Genomic DNA, 23,669 nt, shown 5'->3' with positions numbered 1-23,669 from the left:
TCACGAAAACAGCCCCTGCTGCCGCACGTCTTTCGGCGGCGGCAGCGAAGCCTTTGCGCGACGCACGGAGCGCCGACGCACGAGGCGTCGCACGTGGGCGACGAGTTCGGTCCGTACCTCACCAGTCACCAGTACCAGCGAATAGAGTCGCACACCGTCCGGGCCCGCTTCCGGCCGCGCACGTAACGAAGCCCGTAGGGCCAGACGGCGGGCGCGCTCGAGCAACTGGGCGCGACTCATACCTGGCCAGCAGGCGGCCATCAACGCCGCGACTTCAGGAGCCAGCGATTCCGGAGCGCAGCCGGCGGGCAGCGCAAGCGCAAGGAGTTCGAAACGGTCAGCCATGTGATGGAGGATTGCAGGTGAAGCCAGACTCCGGGGCCCGGCGACACCTTTATCCTGCCGTAAAACGCGGCGCGCCGCAAACATGGGCGTATCACCGATCGTGGCCGCCCGCAAAGCCTAAAGAAGAGACGCCTCAAACGGTCATGGACGGCCGACAGGGCATCGAGCGTGCCCCAGTTTGTCGCGAAAACGTGTCGTCAAACATCGCTATTGTGATAACCCTTCTTATCTTAATGCTCTGATTTACTGGTCAAACTTCATCACTGGAAAACGCGTCCCCATCTCTGCAGGTTCCATGCGCAAGGCAGAGGAACCATACGCCCACCGCCCATGTCGTATTGCGTTAGTGATTGGGTCTCACACTACGCATCTCGCGTAATCTCGTTCATACCTGCAGCCAATGATCCCGGTCGGATCGACTGAAGGGCGTGTACCCACAACTGGTAAATTGAAAACTGGGACTCCTGGAGAGAAGTCGCATGCGCGATGAATTAATGACGGAAGCTTTATGCTGGCAAACCGGTGCAGGTATCAGTGCGGACGATGCGTACGAGTACAAGCAGAATGACTCGATCCACCTCGACTGTTATTGTCCGCACGACAACTGCTTCGCGGAAGTGCATCCCGCGAGGAAGAAACACACCTATTTCGTCGCTCGCGCGAAACATGCCCCCGGCTGCCCCAACGAGGCGCGTTCGAGCGAATCGTCGTCTTATCCTGGAGAGCCGAAGCCACGTGACACGCCCGAGCCTCCCGCACCCATCCCGACGCTTCTCGGCCCAACGCCGCCGATAGAGCCAAAGTCAGGGAAGCCGACAAGAGAAGATCTACTGAAACTGGCTGCGACGTTCCGGGTAGTCCCGGCACAACGTTCGGGAACACTGGAAGAGGTGATTGACGCGTGGACACTGATGACGCGCGATGAACGGGTGCTACGACCTTTGACAATCGGAAACGAGACGTTGACATACGAGACGGCTTTTATATTTCTGGGCCGTGTCTCCAATGACATTCACACGCTGAACTCTCTCGACCGGATTATTTTCGGTGCAGCTACCGTCGAGCAGAAAGAGCACTACTACGTCATAAAATCGAGAAGAAAATTCGTCCATGAAGCGGGCAACCAACAGCTGTGCTTGACGCCCGGAAAAACTGACAGGATTCCTGAATATTTCGCCACATTGGCAAACCAGGATGCAACGCTGTTCTGGCACGGTGTGACGCCGACATTCTCGGGCGAGAGGAAAGCCTTCCGCTTTGGCGTAGATTTCCGCTCCGAATATGTAGGAATTGCACTCAGACCTGGAGAGCTGCTGCCTTGAGCAGGAGGAACAGACTTTGGGCTCGCATCGCGCAACGAAGAAGGGCGGCGCTTTCGCCGCGCTGTGAAATGATCGAACCCCACCGCGCTTGACGCGCTGCTGTTCGAGCCCATGTCCTGAGGCGCCCCGGGTACCTGCGTGTCGGTACGCCACTTCAAGATGGCAGGTCGGGCGTGCGACGCCCGGACCCAATAGCTCAAACGTTAGCCTGCGAGGTCTGCCGGCAGCTTGCCACCATTTGCGGCGAGCGCCGCCATCACCTGGCCGTGCAACCACACGTTCATGCTGGCCGAGTCGTTCATGTCGCCGGTGTACTTGAGTTCCTGCGCCAGCTGCTTGCGATGCTCGAGGCTACTGTCGACTCCGAGTGCCTTCATTGTGTCCACGATCGACGTGCGCCAGTTCAACGTCTGACCACTTTCCGCAACGAGCTGGTCCATCACCGAAGCCACATCGACATCAGCCAGCGGCGCGGGTGCCGGTACTGCGTCGGGTGCGGCTGCCTGAGCTGCCGCCGGATCCGGGGTCGGTTCGGCCGCGGGCGGCGCCGCGTCGGGTTTGGCCTTGTGGAACAGTTTGTTCACGATGTCACCAAAGATGCTCATCTCTCTTTCCTTTCTCTCTGAAATTGGCCGATTGGCAAAGCGCGTGCCACATTGAATCGCGCGGCGATCAGCCTGGCAAGTATGCACCAGGCAGCGCCGAATATTTTTCAGGAAAGGTCAAGGTTGGGCCGAACCACGTCGAAGCATATGTCCCTACGACGGATGCGCCAGCATGCAAACCTCGCGGAAGCTCCGCCACGCGTGTTCGTACCCCTGCAGTTCTCCAGCCGGTATGGAAAGCGATCGGGATGGGCCACGTATGCGATCGTGACGCACCCACACCAGTGGCCCCTTGCATGCGGAACGGTGCTTCCAGACAATGCCGGTGTCCTCCGCAGCATGGATAATCGTGCGCGTGGTCGAGGTCGACCAGCCAAGCTTCGTGGCCAGAGCGTCCGTCGTGTAATCCTCGCCTGGCACCATCACTGCGAGCAATGCAGCGACCTCATCACGTTTCGGCCCATGTCCGTTACTGTTCACGGTGATTCTCCTCCAGAATCCAGTTACCGAATTACGGTCACAACTTCCAAAAAAACAGCAAAGCTCTGCTCACCCCCTCCATCCGAAAATGGAGGGGGGTGTCCAGCGTTTCAGCCACTAACGATTCCGTCGCGGACCAGTTCTCCTGTCAAACCGCTTCGGATTCCATCGGCTTCCCGGCCTCGCCGGCGGATTCTTCCGGAGCGGGACCCGGCTCATCGTCGACTGCATCTCCGATGCCATAGACGACATGACCTAGGTCCAGCTGGTCGGGGTTGTCCGCAATGAGCGATCCGACCTCCTCGAGAGGAGCGTTCTGCCTCACGCTAATCGGTGTCGCGAAGAGCTCCGGCCGCGATGCCCGTACAACATCGAGCATCGTCGGGACCTTGCCGACATGCGCGGCTTTTACCCCTTGCGGCGAAGAAACCGCCACTTCAGTAAAACCCGCATCAGACAGCGCACTCTGCACTACGCCGTAAACCACGGTATTGGCTTCAATCGATCCACCCTGAACGACTACCTCCAGTGGATCATCCTTCTCGTCCATCATTTCACTCCTGATAAAATTGAGAGTCCCGGGACTTCGGTTCGATAAAAAGAACACGAATCATCATTCACTTTCTCAACCTTCGTTATCACCTCCTGTCATATTGCGGGGAGTAAATTTACGATACTGTTTTGTACTACTTACTTTATAAGGCGAACAACATAGCCTTCGTCGTCGGCAAGGAATGCCGTGCCAATTTCGATGATCTTGCCATCCAGCGTTTGCAGCAGATATTGTTCGAGGTTGTGGCCCAAATCCTTTGCCTCTTCAACAATATCCCGCACGATCTGGTAAAAGACAGGGACAGCACGTCTCGTGACGAGGGCGGTCGTGTCCTTGCCCCATTCGACAGCCAGCTCATGAGCGGTACAGTTCACGAACGTCAGGCTCGACCAGGATGACATGAAGGTCAGCTTCGGCCGATCCCATCCCTCGGGCCACGTGTCGCACATGCTGTCCGCCACATATACCCGGTTGTCCTCGGGCGTTTCACGATAGATTGCAGCGATCAAGGTGCGCTGGTGGCGCAGGAATGCTTCCACCATCGCTTCGCCATATTCCCGGCGCAACATCTGCAGTAGCGGCTCGAAATCCTCCGTGAACGAGTCAATCGTGGTTGGCAAGCCCAGATTCAACCCAAGAATCCGGTTGACGAGCCGGGTCGCTCGATTGTTGGCCTTGTACCAGAGCCTGTCCGACGCCACGCCGTACTGGTCGTCCAGAATGCTCCGCAGGTTCTTGAACGTACCCGCATTCCTGAGCTCCTCGACGAAGTCACTTTCATCTTCGTCGCCCACTACCGTGTCATACACGTCTCCATAGACCCGGTAAATGCCGGGCAGCCGTCCCGCCTCTGCTGAGGCCTGCCACTCCACAGCGGCCTGCTGCCAGACTGCCTCGAGCGAGGATTCCTCGATGGCCGCCTCCTTTACCCGCGTGCAGACCTCTGGCGTTTCGTTCTCTTCACGCGCCTGTCTCTCCTCCCTGATTTCCTTCAGCCCCTGCTGCAGGCCATGTGTGACCCGCTCGCCGTCATCGAGATCGAGGCCTGCAGGAACCGGACCAAAAACACTTTTCGTCCTGTGACGGTCGTAGTCCATGTCATCCCCGCGGGCCTTGACAACCGCAAGCACATCGCCGCTGGCCAACTCCTGATAGAAGAGCTGACTGGTATCCGGGTTGAAAATAGGGTGATACGGTTGATCCCTGAATGACAACCACTTGAGCGCGGTTTCGTCAATGTCTTCGAGCAGGCCATCCTTCTGCGCTGGCTTTTCCTCAATTACGGCATTCATTGTGCTGTTTCCCTGCGACGTTGCCCCATTCACGCGTGCATATCGCGGCACCGACGTGTCTGGGAGGTTGGCAAACCGGCCACTGAAAATCTCGCCGGACCTGGGAACAATGGGTTGCGATGCCTGCGTGCCCCCAAAGAGTTGTGCCGATGCTTCATGCACTCCGTCGTAACGCCCCGCAAATCCAGGTGCGATTCGCTGATGATCCATCGCTGGATAGATATCCGGATACCCGGCACCGTCCATACGCGAATGCATTCCCATCATCCCCGGGTATCCGGGTGCCCGAATTCCGGATTGACCAGGCAAAGGATGCTGATAGCCGAACCGTCGGCGAAACTCATCGATTGCCTGCGTGATCTGCCCGAAATCACGAACATGCTCATCGGCAGCCTGTGCGGTCTGCGCGTCGACGGTGTTCCGCAACTGCGGATACACATTGATCATCGAACCCGTCACCAGCGAAACCATATACTCGACAGCTTCGTCGATGATCGCCTCAACGTTCAGGCGCGGGTCCCCTGCAACCTTGAATACAATGAAATCCAGAATACCTTGGACGAGTGCGGTAAATTCTGCATTGACGAACCGGTTTCGCGCGAAGAGATTGAAGAAGAAGACACGCAACGGATTCTTGCGGGACTGCTCCTGGATAACGTTCGCGGTCATGCCAGCGACGATCGGCACGTAGCTGTACATCCACGATTCGATTTCGACCTTGGGAACGTATGGCGGATCCTGTATCGAGAACCGCAGAAAATTCTGTTCCAGGGCGTCCGGTCGCACTGGCAATGGATGAGGTGCGGTTGGAGAAAGCGTGGGATACATAAAAAAGATTTCCTTGAAAAAGCTGTTTCTCGACAAAAGGAGACGATTGATACGGAAAGCAGTCGGTATTTATCTGGAGCGCGTAATCTCGCTCTGGATACGCTCAAGCATTGCAATAAACTTTGGATTGCGCAGCACGCGTCCTGACGGGTCGATGCGCAGCCACGGACTCAGCCGGCGATCGCCAGTAGGCCCGGACTTCGGAAGATTGCTGTAGCCGCCGACCTCCGCCATGGAGACATGCAGAAACTTCGTGGGATCGTCCAGCGTCGCCCGCTTCTTCCGCCCACCCTGTCTGGAGCTGTCCGATTGGGGCACCAGCACCCCCGTAATCTTGAGCGCCTTGTTGTCCCCGGAACTCGATTGCGGCGTGACCTCCGGGTGTTGCTTCGTAATGCGGTAGATCAGACCGGTCATGATGGTATTTCGCATCCGGTCCTCGATGTCCTTGCGTGTGAGATCCTTCTTTTCGACGGACGTGACTTTATAATAGAGTCCCATAATGGCTCTTGTGATGTCCTGTAACACAAAATACAAAACTGAAAGCTCCTTGTCGTACATGCTGTTGATATGTCCAGCACCGTCGAAAATCCATTCGCTGATTTTCTCAACCACAACAGCAAAGAACTGATAGAGATTGGTCTCCCGCCTGCCGATTGCACTGAATTTCTTCAGCACCACGCTGTCGACATACTCATCAAGCGATTTCAGATGTTTGTTTATTTCGTCGGCGAGCACGCCCTCCGGCATGTCGCCGGAAAACAGCACATGACCCATCAGCAGGATCCACGTGCGCGTGTTGTCCGTCCACGCTGGTGCTGAGTTATTAACGTACTCGGGCTGAACCCGGGACGGGAAATGATCGACAACATAGAAGAGACCGCCGATGAGATTGCGTACCATGATTCGCGCGTAATCCTCGCGCCTCACCGCGATGCGCAGCCGTGATGGCTCATAGACCGATTTCAGAAATCCCTTCGGCCTGAATTGCCGGCTACTGCAGATCACCCACGAATCAGGCGGATATTGTTCCGCTGTTATCTCGCTTCCGCCGATCACTGGTGTGCAACTTGCAAATAGTTCGAACGTCCTCACCAGCCCGTGCTTGCAGAAGAGATAGTGCGCCATGGTCGAATGCATCTTCACCGTCGGCTGGACATTGCGCATCTTCTTTTGCGTGTTGTGATACACCAGCGACCATGCGACGCTTGCCTGATCGACACGCCCATTGGCCACGAAATAGTGCGTCACGCGTCTGAACGTCAGCAGGTCGCGCTGCAATCGCACGAATACGCTTTCTGCACCCACGCTGATGATCGGGTCAGACAGCACGGGAGAAATAAAGAAGCGCTTGCCCCTGAGCATGATGCATCCCGCATCACCAACGAATGGCAGATACATGTTGCGCTCGATGTCCTCGCCCCGGAATCTGAAATGAAATTTCACCAGGTAAAGATCCGATCGAGCGATATCAATCGTCCTTCTGCTATTTCCCTGTTTCCGGGATGCCTCGAAATATTCTTCGGGCGGAGCGCACACACGACACCCTTCGTAGGTTAGCCACTCCGGAAAGCCTTTCGCCGCTGCACGCATAACCGAATCAATGTAATTGATTACGTGCACCTGTTTCATGTGCTCGACTGCGATTCCGTTAGCAATCACCGGATTCAGACGCGGCGTATGCGCGTCGATCAGTCTTTCAATTTCGGGGTCGATTTTCTGTCTCCCTCGCGCGTTACGGCACATTTACTGCCCTGATTACCATTTATTACCCGGTCTGCAGTTTGGCGGTTTTGTAGGTCAGCCATGCCAACGCAACTGCACTCATTATTCCAGGTAACTGCTTGAGCCAGTCGTTCATGTCTTTTCTCTGCTTTGCCTCCAGCAACTGTTGCTCGTAGTAATATTTCGCACGATCGGCTTCGCGTTTGCTTTGACGCGCTTCCTCTTCGAACTCGAACTGACGTCGTTCCAGGTCCTGCTGGAACTCAGCCTTTTCACGTTCCCACTGTTGCAGCTTTTCTTGATGTGCGAGGGACTGTTCTTTCAGCTCGTGCTTCCGCTGCGCGAGTTCTGCTTCCTGAGCCGCCAGATCCTTCTTTCTTCTGGTCTCGCTGTCACCATAGTTTTCCGCGTCAGCGTAAGATTTGTACAACTCAAGCTTCTCGTCGGCTTCCTCGAAGCTATATCGCCGCCACCCGATCCTCGACGCCCGGCGCTTATTCGCGCCAGACCTCGGGCGGACCACAAGCACACCATCCTCGAGCGTCGGATCCTCTGTACTCTTTATCTGGATCACATCACCATCGCGGTTGATGTAACGATCACCATATTTTCCTTCGTTGTCGATGATCCTGATACTTTCGAAGTACGCATTCTTGATGGCTGAGGCAGCCGTCGACTCCAGTTGCTTGAGGATACGCCCGGACTCACTAAACGGATGTGGACCCGCATCTATTCCAATGGATAGCGACACAACGACGTCATGCTGGTGATCGTAAATCTCTCCGCGGTGTTCCTTCAAGTCCTCCAGCGTAATCACCAGCTCGCACCGGAACGTTACCCAGTGATCGTACGGTTCCACCTTGTACCGCTTCAGGCATTCGCGCAGGGCCAGCAGGCTCCTCGGCTCATTTTCGTGACTTTCCTTGAGCAGTTGAAGGAAGCGCGTTTGCAGACTTCGATGCACCCGCCAGTCGGTCTGGATCACGAATGCGTTTCGTGTCGCATCGTCAAGTGGTGGAAATTCCACACACAGACCATTGCGCTCGATGACTGTTACAGTTCGCGGTAAATAGTTGAAATACCTCGTCCTCTTTTCGAATTTCTCGTAGTGATGGGTACCATATAGCTCGTTGCGTCCCACGACGGAAAAAACCGGTGTTCCAAACCAGGCGTCTGGGACAAAATGGTCGATCTGGTCAAAACTCATTCGATGATTGGCACACGTTCATTTCGATTTCCTGACTTGAATATCGTGCTGTCGCTACTGTGAAAGTGCACCGTGAATACAGTGCTCCAATCAGTAATATATCGGCGAAGAATTCTTCATTTGCCTGGCGGTCATAAGGGCAGGCGCTCTGCCTGCCCGATGAAGGAGGACCGGCCGAAAAAATGCCCGTTTCGGCCGGTTTGACACCAGACCGAAACGGGCGTGAGCCCCGGGACAGGGTATTGCAGAAGTGGAGAAGGGCAGATCACTGAACCGTGCGCATGTTCACCGGCACCTTCGAAGTCGCCGCCGCAGTGATGCCGGAGACATCGATCATGCCAAGCACCGCAAGGTTGTTGATGTGCAGGTAGGAAGGCTGCACGGTGAGTTCCTTCGACTGCGCGCCGTTGCGCACCATCGGCAGAACGACCGTCGTCTCCGGCTTCCAGGCCATGTTTCCGAAGTGCAGCGGGTTCGGAACACCGGCCGTCTCGGACGAGAAGTCACCAAACGAGAGAACGATCTTGCCCGACATCCGCTCGTTGAGTGTTGAGACAACCTTCGTGTCGAAGGCGATGCCCATGGTACGCAGGTCACCCGTGGTCATCAGATATCGTGCAATATACGGATCCGTCCCGATCACCACCGTTGGGACCGGTGCCACACCGCCGGCACGTGCGTCAGCCGCAGCCTTGTAACCGGACTGCACGTAGAGCGTATAAGCCATGTCGCGGATTTCGTTCACCAGCGCCGCCTGCACATCGGCCGCGCGCTGGTGGGCGGAGAGCGAATCGAGACTCGAGTCGACCGCGAGTTCGCGGTACATGAAGGCCGGCTGGATTATAAAGGCCGACACACCGAGGATCGCGGGGGTGTCGAGCGGGTTGTTCGGCACCGGCGTCGTATTCAGCGCGCTCGTCGTCTCGGCGAGCAGGTCGCGCAGCCGGAAGATCGCATCGACCGCGTCGTTGCTGGTCATGATGCGTGTGGCCGTGATCAGCGCCGCGAGGTCGCTCGAGTCATTCACATCGCCCACCTGCATCGGGCGAGGAATGGTGATCGGCGCATGCAGCGGCACCGTGTAGACCTGGCTGAAGAAGTTGGTGTTCAGGAGCTTGCCGCGTTGACGGCGGTTACTGTTGGTGCGGCGCGCGTCGATGTCGAAACCGATCACGCTCGCCCCATCGAAGAGGGCTGCCAGCGTCGCGCCAGTGCCGGTAGTCAGGTCGAGCGAGGTGTCCGACGTGTCCTTGATCGAGTTCAGGCGCACCGTCGACGCATTCAGCGAAATGTCACCCGTTTCCAGCACGACCTTGCCGAATACATCCATGCCGATGCGCGCCTCGTAGCCCTGGCTCACGATGGGTGCGAGGATGGTCGACTGGCCACCGTCGGCGAGTACCGTGTTCGGCCCCACGAGTAGCGTTTCGCTGTCGAACTGGAGATTCATCTCCCGGTAGTAGCCCTGCACGGCGAAGTTGAACGTCGCGCGCTGCATCGCGCTCGTGCGGAACTTCACGACTTCGCTCGTGCCGCCGGTGCCGCCGCTGGTGAACTCGACGTAGACGGCATCGAGCACGACGTTGGTATCGAGCGCATCGGTGATGTCCATCAGGCCGCTGTCGAGCGTCGACTCGGTCTGGGAGATGTTGATCAGCGAGAATTTCTTGCCAATCGCGAGCGGCGCCGTGTTCGAGGCGCTACCGTCGGTCAGCAGCACGCTGTAGGGCGCAACGAGCGCCGGATCAACGAAGTATTTCGCCGAGTCATCGCGCACGACCGGAATGACCTTCGTGATGTCGTTACGCAGCAGGTCCGGATAGATCACCGCCTGCACGATGTTCCGACGGTTGAAGTTGTTGGACGCGTCGCCCGAAATCGGCCTGCGGATGTCGTTGCTGATCTCGATGAGCCGTATCGAGACGGTGTAGCCCACCTGGTCATTGCCGACGACCACCGTTGGATAGAACGCTTCGCCAAACTCGTCCTGGCGGGCAGCCATCATGTTGTAGGCGACCATGTAGACGACAGCGTTCTTGTTCTCCTTTTCGTCGTAGGCTTCGAGCGCTGGCTGGATGCGTTCGTAGTAGAACTCGCCAGTCTCGGGCGACAGGTAGTTCACACTTTCGGTCGACACGCGTTCATGACGGATCGGCTGGTGCAGCGCCGCGGCGATGTCGCCCGAGAGCAGCCCGGCAGCACCCGCTGCATCGCGCTGGGCCTGAGTGAGCTCGCGGCTCAGACCCAGTTCGGTGACGATTGTCTCCAGCGCCGTGTTGAGCCCGTCAAGCGTGTTGTTCAGCTCGATCTGCACCGCTGAATCGATGCTTTCGAGCGCAAGCGCGGCGCGCGTCATCTGGTTCGATGCGAACGCGGCACCACGCTCGTTCTGTTCACCGCGAAGTGACTCGATCAACCGATCGAGCTGCGAAACCGGCAGCGCCCCATTGCGGCCCTTGTTCCGGAAGAGGGTAGTGGCGTAGGTCATCTGGATTCCTGACTATCACGATTGAAGGAAGGCTACCGGGGCGGGCTGACTCAGACGGTCAATTGCCTGCCAGATAACATGTCGAGGTAGTGCCGGAAAAGACGCGTGCCCGACACTTCGTGCGAGGCGTTGTACGCATACAATACTTTCAGAAGACCCGCGACCAGCTGCTCCCGATACGTGTTGGGTTTGCCCTCTTCAACAAAGAAACCCGGGTAGATGACCACACCCCCGACCTCCCTCGTGATGTCGTGAATGCTGAAAGGCTCGTCGTGCCAGGGCAGGCGCGACTGCGCGCTGAATAGCCGTGATTCGATTTCGCCGCTCGCCTGCAGATGTGCCGCAAGCGGAAGAATTGTTTGCATCAGCAGCACGCGGCTTTCGTTGTCCGTCGCCGTACTCTCCCAGCAACGTCCGAGCGTGCCGGACGCATAGACCAGTTCCTCGATGTAGTGCTGCAGGCCATAGAAACAGGCCAGATCGTTCACGCTCGACATCTTCTGCAGCACAGCGAAATTCAGACACTCCGACAGTGGCAGCTTCTGACGGGCCAGTGCCTCATGCACCCAATGGGGAATGAGCACGACCTCCTTCAATGCACCAGGTGAGCTTGACGCGAACACGTGATTCGACTCCCAGGTTCAACAGTCTGGTCAACGGTCAAAAAAATATTTCCCGGCGCTTTCGTATGCAGGGGAAACGCTGTTCACACTATTCACCGACATGAACGACAAACTGATGCTCGTGAAGTGCATCACGCTTTTGTTTCGAGAGAGCCAACTGTCTGGTGCACAGGAAAATTCCGCGCAGCTCGTGAGAAACGTGCTCGCCGATATCAAGGAGCCACAACACTCCATCGGACTCGAACATGATCGGGAAATCATCCGGGCCCTGAGGAAAACCGCACTCTCAATGTGCGAAGTGCCACTCGACCACGAACACGAAAGCGTCGAGATCCTGCAGCAACTGAAGATCGACTGTGGGGAGGACGAGCAGCTCTATAGCTCGTTTGTTGATGGCATCGGCGCCGAACTCAGCGAGAACCGACTGAGGCGCACTGCATTGAATCTGCGACGGGCCCTGAACGAATATTTTCGCGAAGAGAAGATCCAGCAGATCATCAACCAGGCGGCCAACAAGCTGCGCTTTAACCGTACCGAAGTCACCAGCATGAAGCAGTTCGTCTCGGAGGTCTGCGCCGAGCTCGAACCCTATCAGGTGGATTCGGAAGCCAAGGATCCTGCCATCGTCTCCGAGGTCGATTTCTCGCGCGTGGAGGAGATCAAACGCATCTTCCGGGAGGTCAAGAAAGCCGAGAGTGGCAAGAGTCTGATGAGGACCGGCTGGCAGGCAGTGAACCGCATGTTGCGCGGTGGCTTGCGCCGCGGCCAGGAAGTCGTCATACCGGCGCTCCAGCACAAGTTCAAGACCGGTTTCTCGCTCGGCATCTTCATCGGGGTGGCGCTCTTCAACACGCCCGAGATGATCGACCCGGCTCGTCGCCCGCTGCTCCTGCGCATTTCCTTCGAGGACGACCTGGAGCTCAACTTCCAGTACATGTACGAAGTGCTGATGGCACACGATGGGCGCACGGCTGAAATCATCACGAGAAGCCGCGCGGACTTCGAGAAGATGTCGGAGGACGAGCTCGAGGCCTACATCGCGCCCATCGCAACCTATGTTCAGGACCGCCTGCGCGTGAATGGCTACGAAATCCGCCTCATGCGCGTCAATCCCTCGGACTGGACCTACAAGGATCTATGCAACAAGATTCTCGAGCTCGAAGCCGAGGGCTACGAAATCCACCTGTGCATGGTGGATTATCTTTCCATGCTGCCCACCACCGGCTGCACCATGGGGCCCGCCGGCACCGATCTGCTCGATCTCTACCGGCGTGTACGCAACTTCTGTTCGGTGAAGAAAATCGCTTTCGTCACACCGCACCAGCTCTCAAGCGACGCGCGTCAACTCATCCGGGACGGGACCACTGATTTTGTGAAGCATCTGCCCGGCATGGGGTACTACAAGGGCTCGCGGCAAATCGACCAGGAAGTTGACCTCGAAATTTTCATCCATATCGAGATCGTCAACAGCGATTCATACCTCACAGTCCAGCGCGGCAAGCATCGTCTTATCGGTCAAACCTCGCCGCGAGATCTTTACTGCGTGCTGCCCTTCAACCGCCACGGCATCCCGTTCGATATCGACTTGCCGGAAATCACGTGCAGATCACCTGGCGGCGGCCCCGTCTCTACGAACGCATTCCCGATGTCGGATACACCAGGCGGTCCAGCCGGCGCCAGAAGCCCGAAACCCTTCTGGGACTTTTCTGTAGAGGGCGCGTAACCCATTTTCTCCAGGCGTATGGGGGTCCCCATGTTCTCCGGTCTGCGACGTCTGCTTGGCATGGTGAGTGTTGAGGAATCGGGAGACCAGATCAAGGTGTCGGGCCTGCCAGGCGATTCGATCGCAAAGACCATTGCGCAGGTCTGGGGCACACAGAAGATCTCCAGCATCATGTTCAGCCGGGTGAGTCCTTCCGACATCGCGTTCAACCGGTTCTTCGCCCCCGATGTGGTCTACGCCTTTAACCGGCTCATTGCCGAAAAGAGGCGGGGACATAACATCCGGGCCTTGAAGAAGGTGGTGACCGGCATCTATGAGTCGACCTGGATGAAGGACACGCTGATCAAGCATCCGGATATCCTCGACCCCGGCCAGCTCAATCAGCTCAAGTGGAATCCGCTTGAGCACCAGGCGGGCTTTTTCCGGTGGTTCAATGAGATGGTGCCCCGGTTTCGCCTGCGTGGCGCACTGCTTGGCGCCGGCCCTGGCACGGGCAAGACGTTCATGGGACTGGCGCTCGGCCTGCAGCTGCACGCCGACGTGGTGATCGTCGTGTGTCCCGGACGGGCGGTCAAAAAAGTCTGGGAAGACACGATCGTCACCCAGTTCAAGCGGCCGCAGCCGTACTGGCATAGCCAGATGGGCCGGCCGCCCGAGGCGCGGATGCGCTACTACATCGTGCACTACGACGCGCAGGAAAAATTTCTTGCTTTCGCCCGTACCCAGCACTGGCACAAGCCCGTCATCCTGCTCGACGAATCCCATGGCATGAACGAGATGGAGGCGCTACGTACGCAGCTCTTCATTGCCCTGTGCGAGCTCACGAAGAGCCAGTACATCCTCTGGGAATCCGGAACGCCGGTCAAGGCACTGGGCGGCGAGATGGCACCGCTCTTTCGCACGATCGATCCACTCTTCGATCGCGATGCCCAGCAGCGCTTCTCCGCCATCTACGGCAAGGCGTCCCAGCGCGCCAATGACATCCTGGCACACCGGCTCGGCAAAGTGACCTACAAGGTCGAAAGCGGCAGTGTGGTGAAAGTCGAGCTCTACCACATCCAGAAGAAAGTCCGTATCCCCAATGGCGAAAGCTACACACTCACGTCCATCCGCGAAGAAATGCGCCGATTCATCGACGCACGCGCGAAACATTATCTCTCGAACATGCGCCAGTACGAACGGATGTTCGAGAGCGCGCTCAATGCCTTTGAGAAAACGCTCGTGACCCCGGAACAGAAGAACAATTTCAGACAGTACGAGCGGGCAGTCAAACTCATCCGGAAGGACTTCGACCCGTCGAAGCTCAAGGACGAGATCCGCTTTGCCACCAGTTACGAAAAGAAGGTCATCCTGCCCGCGCTCCCCAAGCCATTCCGCCAGGACTTCAAGGACGCGAAATCGGTCGTGAAATACTACAAGCTGAAAGTGCAGGGCGAGGCGCTCGGCCAGATCCTCGGTCGCAAGCGTGGCCAGTGCATCATCGACATGGTGCCGCACGTCGGCCTTGAGGAGATCATTGACACGGCGCTCAAGAAGACGCTGATGTTCACGAGTTACGTGGGTGTCGTCGACGCCGCAGCAGAATTCCTGAAGCAGCGAGGCTATCGTCCCCTGCGCGTCTATGGCGAGACCAACAACGAGCTCGCCGGCATGGTGAACGAGTTCGGCCGCGACGAAGACGCCAATCCGATGATCGCCACCTATCAGTCGCTCTCATCCGCGGTTCCGCTCATCATGGCGAACACCATGGTGATGGCCAATTCTCCCTTCCGCTCGTTCGAGTATGACCAGGCGGTCGCACGATGCAAGCGCCTTGGGCAGGACGAAAACGTCTACGTCAACGACGTGGTGCTCGACACAGGAGACGCATCGAACATCTCGTCGCGCACCATCGACATCATGCAGTGGAGCCGGGCGCAGGTCGATGAGCTGCTGGGCTTCGAGAACGAGCAGCTGATCGCCACCGAGTCCCTGCACGAACGCAACGAGCGTGCCACCAGGACACTCGTGCTGGAAGCTATCGCGCGCGAGGAATTCGAACAGGCGATGGAACCCTGGACTGCGCCAGGCGCGGTAGATGTCTATGGTTCGGCGATACCTGGCTGGGCACGATGGGCCAACGAGTTCCAGGAACAGGCTTGCCTGCATCGCAATGTGAGTTGAGCCGTGCGGCGCAAATCCTTTGACGATCCTGCCGCCATGCGATCGACCTGACCGAGGAGAATCAATCGTGAGCCTGCTGCGCGTCGCGCTCGAATGCGATGAACCCATCGAGAATGAGGAAACCCTGGATGACTCGGTACCGGAAGGAGATGATCAGGCACTGGCCGGGTTGGCCGAAGACGTGGACGAGGACTTCGAGCACGATATGGCGACGGATATTGCGGCTGAATCCATATTTGAATATTACGAACAGCTTCGCAGCATGGTTCATCGCGGAGTCATCACGCCTGCCGTCACCGCGTTGATCGTCAGGGGCGTCAACCAGCAGCTCGGAAGCGTCGGACTGGAAGCCATGAGTTTCCCTGCTCTGGAAACTTACTGCAAAGCCAGTGCCAGGGAGCAGGCAGAGATTGCTCTCGAGGGGATTGGAACGACGCTCAAAACCCTCCTTTTTCAGGACCCGGTACTCAATTTCAAACACTACAAGGACATCATTCTCGACTCCTTCAAGTCAATCGAAGGCAAGCTCGCGAAATACGAGAACAAGACACGACAGAACAAGGCTGAATTCGAGCAGAAAAAAGGAAAACTCGGCAACCGTATTGAAATCAATCTGCACGGCCTCTGGTATTTTTTCACGACAGGGCAGGGCCAGCCGTCTAACCTCACTGCCGCCTTGTCTAACGACCTGGCCGGCTCAAGATACATGCTCACGAAATATCCGGCCGACGTGATTGCATCGATCGAGAAGCTGGCCGCGACACTCACCAGCGGTAGTGCAAAGGACAAGCCTTCGATCGACGCACTCGCCAAAAAGGTGGAAGCACTCAGATCGCCGGTCGAGCTTTTCGATTCCCAGTTCACGGGAAACGGCAGGTACTTCAATGTGACCAGTGTGGTTCCCAGCAAGGATCAGACTCAGGGAAGCCGGCTCGAACAGCTCAGTCGAAGCGGCTTTGTACTCGAGAAAAGCAGCATGGGACATTCAGCGCGAAAGGCATTTACCGGCTCGGCAACTTCTGTCGCCCGCAGCAAGGAAATCGTCCTGTCGGTCCAGCAGCTCGGTGAAGTGTTCGATGCCGCCCAGGCCTACTGCGATAACGTGAAACACTTCCTCGAGCTGGAAGCGAAATTCGCGGCAGCGTCAGCCAGACTCGGCGACTCGCTCAAAAGGCTGTCCGGGACCGCGCAGGGGCGCGATCGGGAAGTCATTGCGGTCGGCGACCGGCTCGAGGCATACGCAAAGCTGCTGATGCGCGCATTCCAGAGGCCCGCCTTGCAGGAGGCAGCCCGATCGCTACGCGGGGCCAAGTACTGCAACTATCTCGGACTGCGCGGCATCTTCAACGCGTAACAAAAAAAGAGAGGTGCACAGTGACAGTGAGGTGCCGTGCGGCACCTCACTGTCACTGTATGCCCTCCCGATACGAACGAAATTCGCCTTACCCTACCTTATGCCGATGCTGGAATCAGGACCCGTACAGTCGAATGTCTGCATCGTTGAGGTATCGACGAAGTAGTCTCCCAGGTTATTTTTCATGTTAAACAGGATGGCGTATCTGAAATGGCGCAAAGGGGAGGCGAGGCCAATGAGCAGGTTAATCTGGCGCACCCATTTGCCAGCCGCTGTTCGATATGAGAATGTGCCGTACACGATCGATGCTCCAGGATTGCCGGCCTGTACAGCAGCGATTGCTACCTGAAGGGCATTGCTGACGAGCAGGTTGTCGGCCGGCGTCTGCGTAATCTGTTTGATAACCGCATCCGCGAACTGCTGGCTCGTCGCAAAATACTGCCGGGTGAGGATGGACATGGCACGCATCCGCTAGCGCGATGTCAGGGCCGCGCGCACGGACGCCGCGGGATCGTCATAGTTGGCCCCGATCTCGACACCATGATCGGTGAAGGCAATCTTGACCGGGAAACTCCGGGCGAGACTCTTCAGGCGCATCGCAGAACTGATCAGATCGTCAAGTGCCTGAATCTCCTCCTCGGACGCCTTCCACCGATGCTCCCGCACGAGCGCACGCGCGCCCGAGTCCGACACCAGTGACAGGGTGGGCCGGGCGCCGATCGTTATCGCGGACATGCGAATTTCGCCAGCAACCTGACCCTGGTTGAAGTGCATGCCAGGCAGCAACACACGCAGATAGACCACCCCTTCGTCATCCTCATCCTGTCTGAAGCGAAACGATGGCATGAACGGCCGTGCATGGTTCTGCATCCGGACGGCCTCTTCATAGACCGCATCGACGCGGCGAACCAGTTTTGACAGATTCTCTTCGTCCATGTATTCGGCCAGTTCATTTCTCAGGAACCAGAGGCCGGTCACGGTCTTTTCCAATAGGCCCGCCAGAGGGGTCTTGCCCGGGCTTTGGCGAGTCGTCACTTCTTCATGCAACATCTCAGCTCTCCCTGGAACCATTGAAAACGATCGTGGGCAAATTCGCGGCAAAGCTGCGCCCGGTAGTTCGTCTCACGTCGGATCGCTGCGGCACTCGCGGTAGATGGCAAAGCGCCCAGCCACCTGGTGGCCGGGCAGTTTCAGAGCGGGTTATTCGAGTTTTGAAGCCACCAGCATCGAGCCAGGCTGGATGGTCTGGTCGCGATCCAGGTACACCCTGATGATGAGCGGATGGTGAACGGTCACATCGCGGCTCCTGAACGTGATACTCAGCGTCTGCGTCAGTTGCCGTGTCTGGGGATGAATCAGGTCAATTACATCGACCTGGAACGCGTCTACATGTTTGTCTATCCTGTCGATGTCTTCCTGAAATTTGATGTGTGAGCGAATCCAGTTGATAAAGCTATCGAGCGCCTCCTGTCTCCCGACGAATGCTTCCTGTAACAAAATGCTCAAACCCTTTAATGCGAGGGTTTTGAGCCTCCTCACCTCTTCGATCCAGTTGGAACGGCGCAGACGCGGGGAATCGTCTGTTGGATCGGTCATATGCACATTTCTCCTTGGTTTGACGAATGCCGTTTCCTTGAACTGCCTGACATTCATAGGAGTAGCCAGTGCAGTTATTTTTACTTCGGGCGCAGGGCTGCGCCGTCAGCCGGCACCCGTTTGAGTAATATCTATCCAAACATTTCTCGATTGGTACACCAGGGAAAAGGGACACGCCCCATACCGATCCCTGAACGCAATCAGCTTGTCCTGGCCGACACGTCAACCTGCACCTGCTCGACCTCTTCAGTCGGCATCGGGATCTCCGACGATTCCTTGATCTTGACGCCGGCCGCCGCCGCAGTCACCGCGCCGGCAATCGCCACGAGTCCGCCCGAGAACGCGAGACTGTTGAATGTCTGATGCTTGATGGTGTCGTAGATTGACAGAACGATGAAGACCATGCCGCCGATCATCACAAAGCCGTAACCAAAGAAACGGGCTGGGTCAACGTCCCCGTTCCAGCTGCAGAACAGGTCCTCGCACACCCTGGCCACAAATCCCTTCTTTTTCGCGTCCACGGCCCTCTCCTGAAAGACGATGCACACAATTCGCGAGAGGGAGAGCACGTTTGCGTGAAAAAAATGAGGCACGGACAAGGCGGGAGGGGATGCCACCCCTCCCTTTGCTTGCAGCGTTTTCGGCGAAACCGCGACGCTCGCTCCCGTCATTGGGCGCCTTCATGACCGGCCCTGGTTACGGTTAAAGATCCCACAACTTTGTGAGCCTTCGGTAGAGTTCCGCAACGCGGTGATAGCCTTCCGCTGTGGTGGGCTCATCCGCGATCGCAAGCGCCTTGTTTAACTTCCCGAAGTCCTCGGCAGACCGGGCACGTTTGTGAATGCGCTTGAGTTCCTTCTGGATCTGCTCGTTAATCCATTGATACTCATCGAGTTCTTCGATGAGTTCCTCATTGCGCTGCAGCTGCGCCGCGGGATCATCCGGATCAGCAGGAAAATACGCGTCGTTAAAATCCCGCAGAACGGCCTTCGCCACGTACAGCGAGTACATCAACGGCTCGCTCATTGCGAGTTGCCTCCTTGTGAAGTTTGGACCGCCTTGCGTCTGCCGTGCAGAGACGGTCATCGACAGGGCAGGTCACCCAGGCCAGTATGCAAAGTCCGGCAAACGCGAGGGGGAAGAAACCCATTTAATCCACTCCCTTATTGAATTGCCGAAATAATTCGGAGGCGCGAGCGCCTCCGTGATTCACTGTTTCAGACGATCGACTTACTTCTTCGTCGACTTGGGATTCTTCTCCGTGAACTCCCTGGCCTGATTGACAGCCGCCTTCAGATCCTCCTGCACATCCTCAGCGGTCGGGGCGGCGGGATTCGATTCCGGCGTCGACGGTTTCGATGCAGCCGTTGTGCCCTTGTTTCCCTTGAACTTGTCGCGAATCCACGGGTAGCTGTAGTAAGCACCGACGCCGACTGCAACTGCGGCGGTCGCGCCAATCACCGCGGCCTTGTTTTCACTCACCCAATCCGTACAGGTTTCGACAAAGCCTGCAGCCGGTTGGGCCGCCGATTCCACCGGTGCGCTATCGAAAATGCTGGGGGTTTCCTGAACTGCGGTTGCGGCAAATTTGAGAACGTTATTCAGTGCGCTGTTAAACATGTTGATTTCCTTGGTTCGTTTCTGTCTGTTAAGTGATTGAGTTCATTTCATCTCTGTCCTGAACTCATCCGTGGAATATAGGGTTGAAATATTTTTGAATCGTCGAATTCAATACCCCGGCACGCAGTCTGCAGTTAAGCCAAGGCAAGACTGACAAACCGGCTTCTCAACTTGACAACCAACGCGATGAAGAGCAGGCGTAAAAGAGGAATGACGGTGGACCGGAAAAGCATTGCAGAGCACAGATAAACCAGATTGACCGGCACAGCCGAGCCCGGTCGCTTAGACTGGTTTGTATCGGCAGACGAGGTGACCTGCGATGACTACCGGGCAATGTGGAAGGGCTACATCAGCTGGATACGGCACATCGCTGCTCCAGCAGGCGGTGAGCGAGGGGCTGCGCGATCGCTTCTTTCTGTTCGACCGTTCGCTACCCGATGGCCCACGACTTCTCGTCGCTCAAGAGAATGAACTACTCGAGAGCCTCGGCTGGATCGATCGTCTCGTGACTCGAATCAGAAAAGGATGGCAGGTGCGGCTCACGATAAAGTCGCAAGAGACTCCGCACAGAAATTTCATCCAGCTTACGCCTGACGTGCTCCTGATCCGCGCGTGGCTGCATCTCGATCGCAGACAACTCAGAAGAACATTTGATCATCACGCCATCAATCCTGTACTGGAAACGGTTATTGACCACAGCACAATGCTTCCAGAGCATGCTGCCTTTCTGAGCAATGAGTGGCTCGCAATCGGACTACCAATACAGGTCATCCACGAAATCAATGAAGTATTGACGTCACTGAATTCTGCCCTTTCGGATGACAATCTCAGATCCCGGGAGCGCAACTTCCTCCGTGCCAGCCAGAAGGAACTGGGAAGTCTGGATACGTATAGCGCGAGCCTCGTCCATCGCCATCAATCCTTGCAATGCGTCCGGATCGATCTTGGTTACCGGGGTGTCACCAACCCGATTTCTCGCACGTCGTTTGAAGAGGTCCACCAGTCAGCCAGAAAGCATTTCAATAAGCTGATCGCGCGTCTCAAACACGATTTCTATATGTCAATGCCGGGCCATATACGTAAGATCGAATACAGTTCGGGTGCCGGCTATCACTACCATTGCCTGTTCTTTTTTACTTCGACGCCCGGTCTGGATATTCACGATATCGGTGAGAGAATAGGCGAACATTGGTGTGTAAACGCCACACAGGGCCGCGGCGCCTACTTTGACTGGAGCAGGCTGACACGGGCCGGAAGCCGGAAAGACGCGCATTGCGCGGTAAACGGCCCGGATTTGCATGTTGCATTCCAGTATCTGACGAGGCTCGACCGTTATCTTCGACTGTCCATTGGCAGAGGACACACGCTTATAAAGGGAAAGCAAATGTAGGGCGGCGACGGAAACGTCTACCGCTTCCTGGGTACAAGCGGGTTTCGACGAGATTGATATCGACCGGCGCGCTTGTCGGCCGCCAGAAATTCGTCAGCGACCTTCTTGCTGGCATCCACCTTCTTCGCAAACTCGGGGCTTTTGGAAACGATTTTCCAGAAATCATGCTGCTTCTGCGATTTGCTGGGCATGGTGCGCTCCCGTCAGACACGATCAACCACCGATGCAGTCATCAACGACCGACTGCCTTCTCGGGCGCCCTGGGACTTCAGGCGTCGCGCATTGACTCCACCCGAACACCCGCGCGGAACTTTGGACCGCATGCCGGGCAGTGGTAAATACCCAACTGGCCATCGCTTTCGGGATCGAGCTCGAAATTGTCCGGCCACTCGCTCGCTGGCTTCAGCCGTGATTGCCCGATTGCGAGACCGAGTCTGTAGAAACACTCGTGGGGCGCGACGCCGTACTGCGGCAGCTGCTCGCCATCGCCGCACGTCTGGCAGAGGGGTTTGACGGTGTTCATCATGGGCTCCTGCGCCCCGGTTCCGCAGTACCACCTCTGATACTGCGGAACCGGGGACCAGCTCGAAGGGCTACCGGCGCAGGGCGGCCAGTTCGGCGCCCAGCTCCTGATTGATCCAGTCCACCAGATCGGCGCCGTTGACCGCGCCATCATCAAGGAAGGCTGGAAAGGCTGCAGCAAGCCGCGCTGCAAGGGCAGTTCGCGCTTCAGGTACGGCACGGTCGGCGACATGACCCGGCGGCACAAGGGGCACCGTTTCGAAAAGCGAGATCTGGGTATCGGCTCCCTCAGCGTCCTCGCAGAAGAACGAACCGCCTGTCCATTCGCCGCCGGCAATGCCGCCTTCCGTCAGCACGACCGAAAAACCGTGGTGATTGTCCGACCACGCGAAGCGGACAACCTCGTTCCCGGGCGCACCTTCCACCGTCGCAGTCTGCCAGGTCGTATCGGCTGGTGAATCATCGACCTGAACCTGTCCTGCGCGGTTCAGGAGTTCAATCAGGGTGACGACCCGTGCATGGGCGTGATCTTGTGCAGCCATGCCTTGACGGATGTCCGTGCGTATTTTCTGATCCTGCTGTTTATCCATTTCAGATTTTCCGATAGGGTAAGGTGCTAATTGCCGGGATGGGCAGTGCGCCGGCCGTCACGTCCAGTCGTGCTCGCGGCAATGCTCGCCCGGTGTGTATTCGAAGTGCGCAATGCGGTCAAACCAGGCATGAATTGATTCGTTACTGATCAGGCGATCATGGGGTGGTCCATGCCAGACAACCTCCCATGGTCCACCTTCCATGCGGGATATCGACGACAATCTCGCCGTGCTCAGTTTTCCGTACACCTCGAGAATCCGTTCGATCAGCTGCGCTTCAGCGCTCGCATCTGGCAGGCGCGGCTGCCGCGCGATCAGGGGATGATCTGCGGGGATGGTGTTGATCGAGAACACCCGCAGGGTGTGATAGAGCGGCCCGAGCACCGGCCCGAGTCGCCAGGCTTCAAACTGCTCATCAACGGCCGGCAGTCCAAGGATGGCGAGGCTCCACCCGTGGGTGAAGTACGCCAGCTTCTGGATGGACTGGTTTGTCTGCTGCTTACCGTGCTGCGGCGATCGCCGGACGATCTCCGCGGCGAGTTGCATTGCGTGGATTGACATGGTCCTGCCCCCCGGAAGGCAGGCGCACCGTCTTGAACCAGCTGATATCGGCTGGTTTGCTACCGAGAGGCATCGGCATGATCATGCCGACGAAGTCGTTGTAGCCATCAATGGTGACGAGTGCTGCCTTCTCTCCATTGTGGGTGATGCGGGGAACGCGCTTTTTCCCCGTCAGGGCAAGCGCGCATTTGGAAAACACCACAAGCTGTTCTGGATCGAAGCAGGCCGCCTTGCCAGACATCTCTTCTGGTAAGGCCCTGGCATAGTCGATGTATTTCCCCTCGACCGGCTTGAATCCATACTGCAGGTCATGTTCGGGGATCCGGAGAAAGTAATTGCCGCCGTCGATAACGATATCTGCGAGAAGACCTGGTTTCGCGCGTACCTGGATTTGCCTCAATACCCTGTTCGGAATAATCAGCGAGGTATCGGCCTCGATCTCGTTTTCTATGCGTGTCCTGACGAGCCCGAGCTTCTTGCCGTCCGTCGCCACAAGACGGGTCTCGTGGCGACGCGCCTCGATGTACACGCCGTTAAGGTATTGACGTACTTCGTTTGTTCCCGCCAGGAGCGCAACGCCCTTCAGTAGTTCTGCTGTAAACCGGATAGTCTGCATACTTTCAAATCCTCTCCATTATTGTGGCCATGTAGCCAGGGAGCATCACTGCTCCCATGTCAACGC

General features: G+C 57.2%; 25 protein-coding genes. 5 read left to right on the top strand and 20 right to left on the bottom strand.

The features are described 5' to 3' along the window. Complete coding sequence (locus L0U80_RS31405; RefSeq protein ID WP_233875539.1) at positions 1–345, bottom strand: hypothetical protein; 345 nt, start codon at positions 343–345, stop codon at positions 1–3. Between the two features lie 479 nt (positions 346–824). Between L0U80_RS31405 and L0U80_RS31400 the strand changes: the two genes are divergently transcribed. After that, positions 825–1,667 (top strand): hypothetical protein, encoded by an 843-nt coding sequence (locus L0U80_RS31400; RefSeq protein ID WP_233875525.1) that lies wholly within the window; start codon positions 825–827, stop codon positions 1,665–1,667. A 203-nt stretch (positions 1,668–1,870) separates the two neighbouring features. On the opposite strand, the gene L0U80_RS31395 is transcribed toward L0U80_RS31400, so the two are convergent. From L0U80_RS31395 to L0U80_RS31360, 8 genes are all read right to left on the bottom strand, one after another. After that, on the bottom strand, positions 1,871–2,272 hold the full coding sequence (locus tag L0U80_RS31395) for a DUF3597 domain-containing protein (RefSeq protein ID WP_233875522.1): 402 nt from the start codon (positions 2,270–2,272) through the stop codon (positions 1,871–1,873). Positions 2,273–2,425: 153 nt separating this feature from the next. Then, positions 2,426–2,752 carry a hypothetical protein gene (locus L0U80_RS31390; protein ID WP_233875519.1) on the bottom strand — a complete coding sequence of 109 codons (327 nt, stop codon included), beginning with the start codon at positions 2,750–2,752 and terminating at the stop codon, positions 2,426–2,428. Positions 2,753–2,900: 148 nt separating this feature from the next. Then, complete coding sequence (locus L0U80_RS31385; RefSeq protein ID WP_233875504.1) at positions 2,901–3,305, bottom strand: hypothetical protein; 405 nt, start codon at positions 3,303–3,305, stop codon at positions 2,901–2,903. Positions 3,306–3,442: 137 nt separating this feature from the next. Continuing rightward, positions 3,443–5,425, bottom strand: coding sequence for a hypothetical protein (locus L0U80_RS31380; RefSeq protein ID WP_233875489.1), 1,983 nt, complete (start codon positions 5,423–5,425; stop codon positions 3,443–3,445). Between the two features lie 69 nt (positions 5,426–5,494). After that, complete coding sequence (locus tag L0U80_RS31375; protein ID WP_233875463.1) at positions 5,495–7,171, bottom strand: hypothetical protein; 1,677 nt, start codon at positions 7,169–7,171, stop codon at positions 5,495–5,497. A gap of 22 nt (positions 7,172–7,193) precedes the next feature. After that, the gene (locus L0U80_RS31370) at positions 7,194–8,357 is read right to left on the bottom strand and encodes a hypothetical protein (protein WP_233875446.1); all 1,164 of its coding nucleotides are present in this window, start codon (positions 8,355–8,357) and stop codon (positions 7,194–7,196) included. Between the two features lie 265 nt (positions 8,358–8,622). Then, positions 8,623–10,845: a hypothetical protein gene (locus tag L0U80_RS31365; protein ID WP_233875432.1), complete on the bottom strand. Its 2,223-nt coding sequence runs from the start codon at positions 10,843–10,845 to the stop codon at positions 8,623–8,625. A 50-nt stretch (positions 10,846–10,895) separates the two neighbouring features. Beyond that, positions 10,896–11,429 (bottom strand): hypothetical protein, encoded by a 534-nt coding sequence (locus tag L0U80_RS31360; protein WP_233875416.1) that lies wholly within the window; start codon positions 11,427–11,429, stop codon positions 10,896–10,898. 139 nt (positions 11,430–11,568) lie between these two features. Between L0U80_RS31360 and L0U80_RS31355 the strand changes: the two genes are divergently transcribed. The 3 genes from L0U80_RS31355 (at position 11,569) to L0U80_RS31345 (ending at position 16,708) form a co-directional block, all read left to right on the top strand. Then, positions 11,569–13,191 carry a DnaB family ATPase gene (locus tag L0U80_RS31355; RefSeq protein ID WP_233875412.1) on the top strand — a complete coding sequence of 541 codons (1,623 nt, stop codon included), beginning with the start codon at positions 11,569–11,571 and terminating at the stop codon, positions 13,189–13,191. Between the two features lie 30 nt (positions 13,192–13,221). Further along, complete coding sequence (locus tag L0U80_RS31350; protein ID WP_233875409.1) at positions 13,222–15,354, top strand: DEAD/DEAH box helicase; 2,133 nt, start codon at positions 13,222–13,224, stop codon at positions 15,352–15,354. A gap of 67 nt (positions 15,355–15,421) precedes the next feature. Next, entirely contained in the window at positions 15,422–16,708 is a 1,287-nt protein-coding gene (locus L0U80_RS31345) for a hypothetical protein (RefSeq protein ID WP_233875406.1), read from the top strand. A 93-nt stretch (positions 16,709–16,801) separates the two neighbouring features. Here the strand turns inward: L0U80_RS31345 and L0U80_RS31340 are convergent, their stop codons facing one another. The 6 genes from L0U80_RS31340 to L0U80_RS31315 all read right to left on the bottom strand — a co-directional run bounded on the left by L0U80_RS31340 (position 16,802) and on the right by L0U80_RS31315 (position 19,924). Next, positions 16,802–17,167, bottom strand: coding sequence for a hypothetical protein (locus L0U80_RS31340; RefSeq protein WP_233875366.1), 366 nt, complete (start codon positions 17,165–17,167; stop codon positions 16,802–16,804). A gap of 12 nt (positions 17,168–17,179) precedes the next feature. Next, positions 17,180–17,758 (bottom strand): hypothetical protein, encoded by a 579-nt coding sequence (locus L0U80_RS31335; RefSeq protein WP_233875351.1) that lies wholly within the window; start codon positions 17,756–17,758, stop codon positions 17,180–17,182. Positions 17,759–17,908: 150 nt separating this feature from the next. Further along, complete coding sequence (locus L0U80_RS31330) at positions 17,909–18,304, bottom strand: hypothetical protein (RefSeq protein ID WP_233875348.1); 396 nt, start codon at positions 18,302–18,304, stop codon at positions 17,909–17,911. 200 nt (positions 18,305–18,504) lie between these two features. Next, positions 18,505–18,825 carry a hypothetical protein gene (locus tag L0U80_RS31325; protein WP_233875333.1) on the bottom strand — a complete coding sequence of 107 codons (321 nt, stop codon included), beginning with the start codon at positions 18,823–18,825 and terminating at the stop codon, positions 18,505–18,507. Positions 18,826–19,006: 181 nt separating this feature from the next. After that, entirely contained in the window at positions 19,007–19,330 is a 324-nt protein-coding gene (locus tag L0U80_RS31320) for a hypothetical protein (RefSeq protein WP_233875330.1), read from the bottom strand. 204 nt (positions 19,331–19,534) lie between these two features. Further along, a complete protein-coding gene (locus L0U80_RS31315) occupies positions 19,535–19,924 on the bottom strand; it encodes a hypothetical protein (RefSeq protein WP_233875327.1) in 390 nt (129 codons plus the stop codon). A 319-nt stretch (positions 19,925–20,243) separates the two neighbouring features. On the opposite strand from L0U80_RS31315, the gene L0U80_RS31310 reads away from it, so the two are divergent. Further along, positions 20,244–21,314 carry a YagK/YfjJ domain-containing protein gene (locus L0U80_RS31310; RefSeq protein ID WP_233875324.1) on the top strand — a complete coding sequence of 357 codons (1,071 nt, stop codon included), beginning with the start codon at positions 20,244–20,246 and terminating at the stop codon, positions 21,312–21,314. A 17-nt stretch (positions 21,315–21,331) separates the two neighbouring features. Here L0U80_RS31310 and L0U80_RS31305 read toward each other — a convergent pair whose 3' ends face one another. The 5 genes from L0U80_RS31305 to L0U80_RS31285 all read right to left on the bottom strand — a co-directional run bounded on the left by L0U80_RS31305 (position 21,332) and on the right by L0U80_RS31285 (position 23,603). Then, the gene (locus L0U80_RS31305) at positions 21,332–21,505 is read right to left on the bottom strand and encodes a hypothetical protein (RefSeq protein ID WP_233875294.1); all 174 of its coding nucleotides are present in this window, start codon (positions 21,503–21,505) and stop codon (positions 21,332–21,334) included. 77 nt (positions 21,506–21,582) lie between these two features. Next, positions 21,583–21,840 (bottom strand): hypothetical protein, encoded by a 258-nt coding sequence (locus tag L0U80_RS31300; protein ID WP_233875291.1) that lies wholly within the window; start codon positions 21,838–21,840, stop codon positions 21,583–21,585. A 67-nt stretch (positions 21,841–21,907) separates the two neighbouring features. Beyond that, positions 21,908–22,426, bottom strand: a complete 519-nt coding sequence (locus L0U80_RS31295; RefSeq protein ID WP_233875288.1) for a hypothetical protein — start codon at positions 22,424–22,426, stop codon at positions 21,908–21,910. Positions 22,427–22,483: 57 nt separating this feature from the next. Further along, on the bottom strand, positions 22,484–22,972 hold the full coding sequence (locus tag L0U80_RS31290) for a Panacea domain-containing protein (RefSeq protein WP_233875284.1): 489 nt from the start codon (positions 22,970–22,972) through the stop codon (positions 22,484–22,486). After that, positions 22,926–23,603 carry a DNA polymerase III subunit beta family protein gene (locus L0U80_RS31285; RefSeq protein ID WP_233875281.1) on the bottom strand — a complete coding sequence of 226 codons (678 nt, stop codon included), beginning with the start codon at positions 23,601–23,603 and terminating at the stop codon, positions 22,926–22,928. Before L0U80_RS31285 ends, L0U80_RS31290 begins: the two co-directional genes overlap by 47 nt. Between the last annotated feature and the right edge of the window lie 66 nt (positions 23,604–23,669).

The organism is Paraburkholderia adhaesiva (genome assembly GCF_021390575.1).
In the GTDB taxonomy this organism is placed as follows: domain Bacteria; phylum Pseudomonadota; class Gammaproteobacteria; order Burkholderiales; family Burkholderiaceae; genus Paraburkholderia; species Paraburkholderia adhaesiva.
This window is presented reverse-complemented; position numbering and strand designations above follow the sequence as displayed.

What these genes read in the sequence shown, in the direction of transcription:
- L0U80_RS31310 (WP_233875324.1), top strand. Translation starts at nt 20,244, where the DNA reads ATGACTACCGGGCAATGTGGAAGGGCTACATCAGCTGGATACGGCACA.
- L0U80_RS31400 (WP_233875525.1), top strand. Translation starts at nt 825, where the DNA reads ATGCGCGATGAATTAATGACGGAAGCTTTATGCTGGCAAACCGGTGCA.
- L0U80_RS31375 (WP_233875463.1), bottom strand. Translation starts at nt 7,171, where the DNA reads ATGTGCCGTAACGCGCGAGGGAGACAGAAAATCGACCCCGAAATTGAA.
- L0U80_RS31285 (WP_233875281.1), bottom strand. Translation starts at nt 23,603, where the DNA reads ATGCAGACTATCCGGTTTACAGCAGAACTACTGAAGGGCGTTGCGCTC.
- L0U80_RS31335 (WP_233875351.1), bottom strand. Translation starts at nt 17,758, where the DNA reads ATGTTGCATGAAGAAGTGACGACTCGCCAAAGCCCGGGCAAGACCCCT.
- L0U80_RS31395 (WP_233875522.1), bottom strand. Translation starts at nt 2,272, where the DNA reads ATGAGCATCTTTGGTGACATCGTGAACAAACTGTTCCACAAGGCCAAA.
- L0U80_RS31385 (WP_233875504.1), bottom strand. Translation starts at nt 3,305, where the DNA reads ATGATGGACGAGAAGGATGATCCACTGGAGGTAGTCGTTCAGGGTGGA.
- L0U80_RS31315 (WP_233875327.1), bottom strand. Translation starts at nt 19,924, where the DNA reads ATGTTTAACAGCGCACTGAATAACGTTCTCAAATTTGCCGCAACCGCA.
- L0U80_RS31355 (WP_233875412.1), top strand. Translation starts at nt 11,569, where the DNA reads ATGAACGACAAACTGATGCTCGTGAAGTGCATCACGCTTTTGTTTCGA.
- L0U80_RS31330 (WP_233875348.1), bottom strand. Translation starts at nt 18,304, where the DNA reads ATGACCGATCCAACAGACGATTCCCCGCGTCTGCGCCGTTCCAACTGG.
- L0U80_RS31290 (WP_233875284.1), bottom strand. Translation starts at nt 22,972, where the DNA reads ATGCAACTCGCCGCGGAGATCGTCCGGCGATCGCCGCAGCACGGTAAG.
- L0U80_RS31365 (WP_233875432.1), bottom strand. Translation starts at nt 10,845, where the DNA reads ATGACCTACGCCACTACCCTCTTCCGGAACAAGGGCCGCAATGGGGCG.
- L0U80_RS31405 (WP_233875539.1), bottom strand. Translation starts at nt 345, where the DNA reads ATGGCTGACCGTTTCGAACTCCTTGCGCTTGCGCTGCCCGCCGGCTGC.
- L0U80_RS31320 (WP_233875330.1), bottom strand. Translation starts at nt 19,330, where the DNA reads ATGAGCGAGCCGTTGATGTACTCGCTGTACGTGGCGAAGGCCGTTCTG.
- L0U80_RS31340 (WP_233875366.1), bottom strand. Translation starts at nt 17,167, where the DNA reads ATGTCCATCCTCACCCGGCAGTATTTTGCGACGAGCCAGCAGTTCGCG.
- L0U80_RS31380 (WP_233875489.1), bottom strand. Translation starts at nt 5,425, where the DNA reads ATGTATCCCACGCTTTCTCCAACCGCACCTCATCCATTGCCAGTGCGA.
- L0U80_RS31305 (WP_233875294.1), bottom strand. Translation starts at nt 21,505, where the DNA reads ATGCCCAGCAAATCGCAGAAGCAGCATGATTTCTGGAAAATCGTTTCC.
- L0U80_RS31295 (WP_233875288.1), bottom strand. Translation starts at nt 22,426, where the DNA reads ATGGATAAACAGCAGGATCAGAAAATACGCACGGACATCCGTCAAGGC.
- L0U80_RS31350 (WP_233875409.1), top strand. Translation starts at nt 13,222, where the DNA reads ATGTTCTCCGGTCTGCGACGTCTGCTTGGCATGGTGAGTGTTGAGGAA.
- L0U80_RS31370 (WP_233875446.1), bottom strand. Translation starts at nt 8,357, where the DNA reads ATGAGTTTTGACCAGATCGACCATTTTGTCCCAGACGCCTGGTTTGGA.
- L0U80_RS31300 (WP_233875291.1), bottom strand. Translation starts at nt 21,840, where the DNA reads ATGATGAACACCGTCAAACCCCTCTGCCAGACGTGCGGCGATGGCGAG.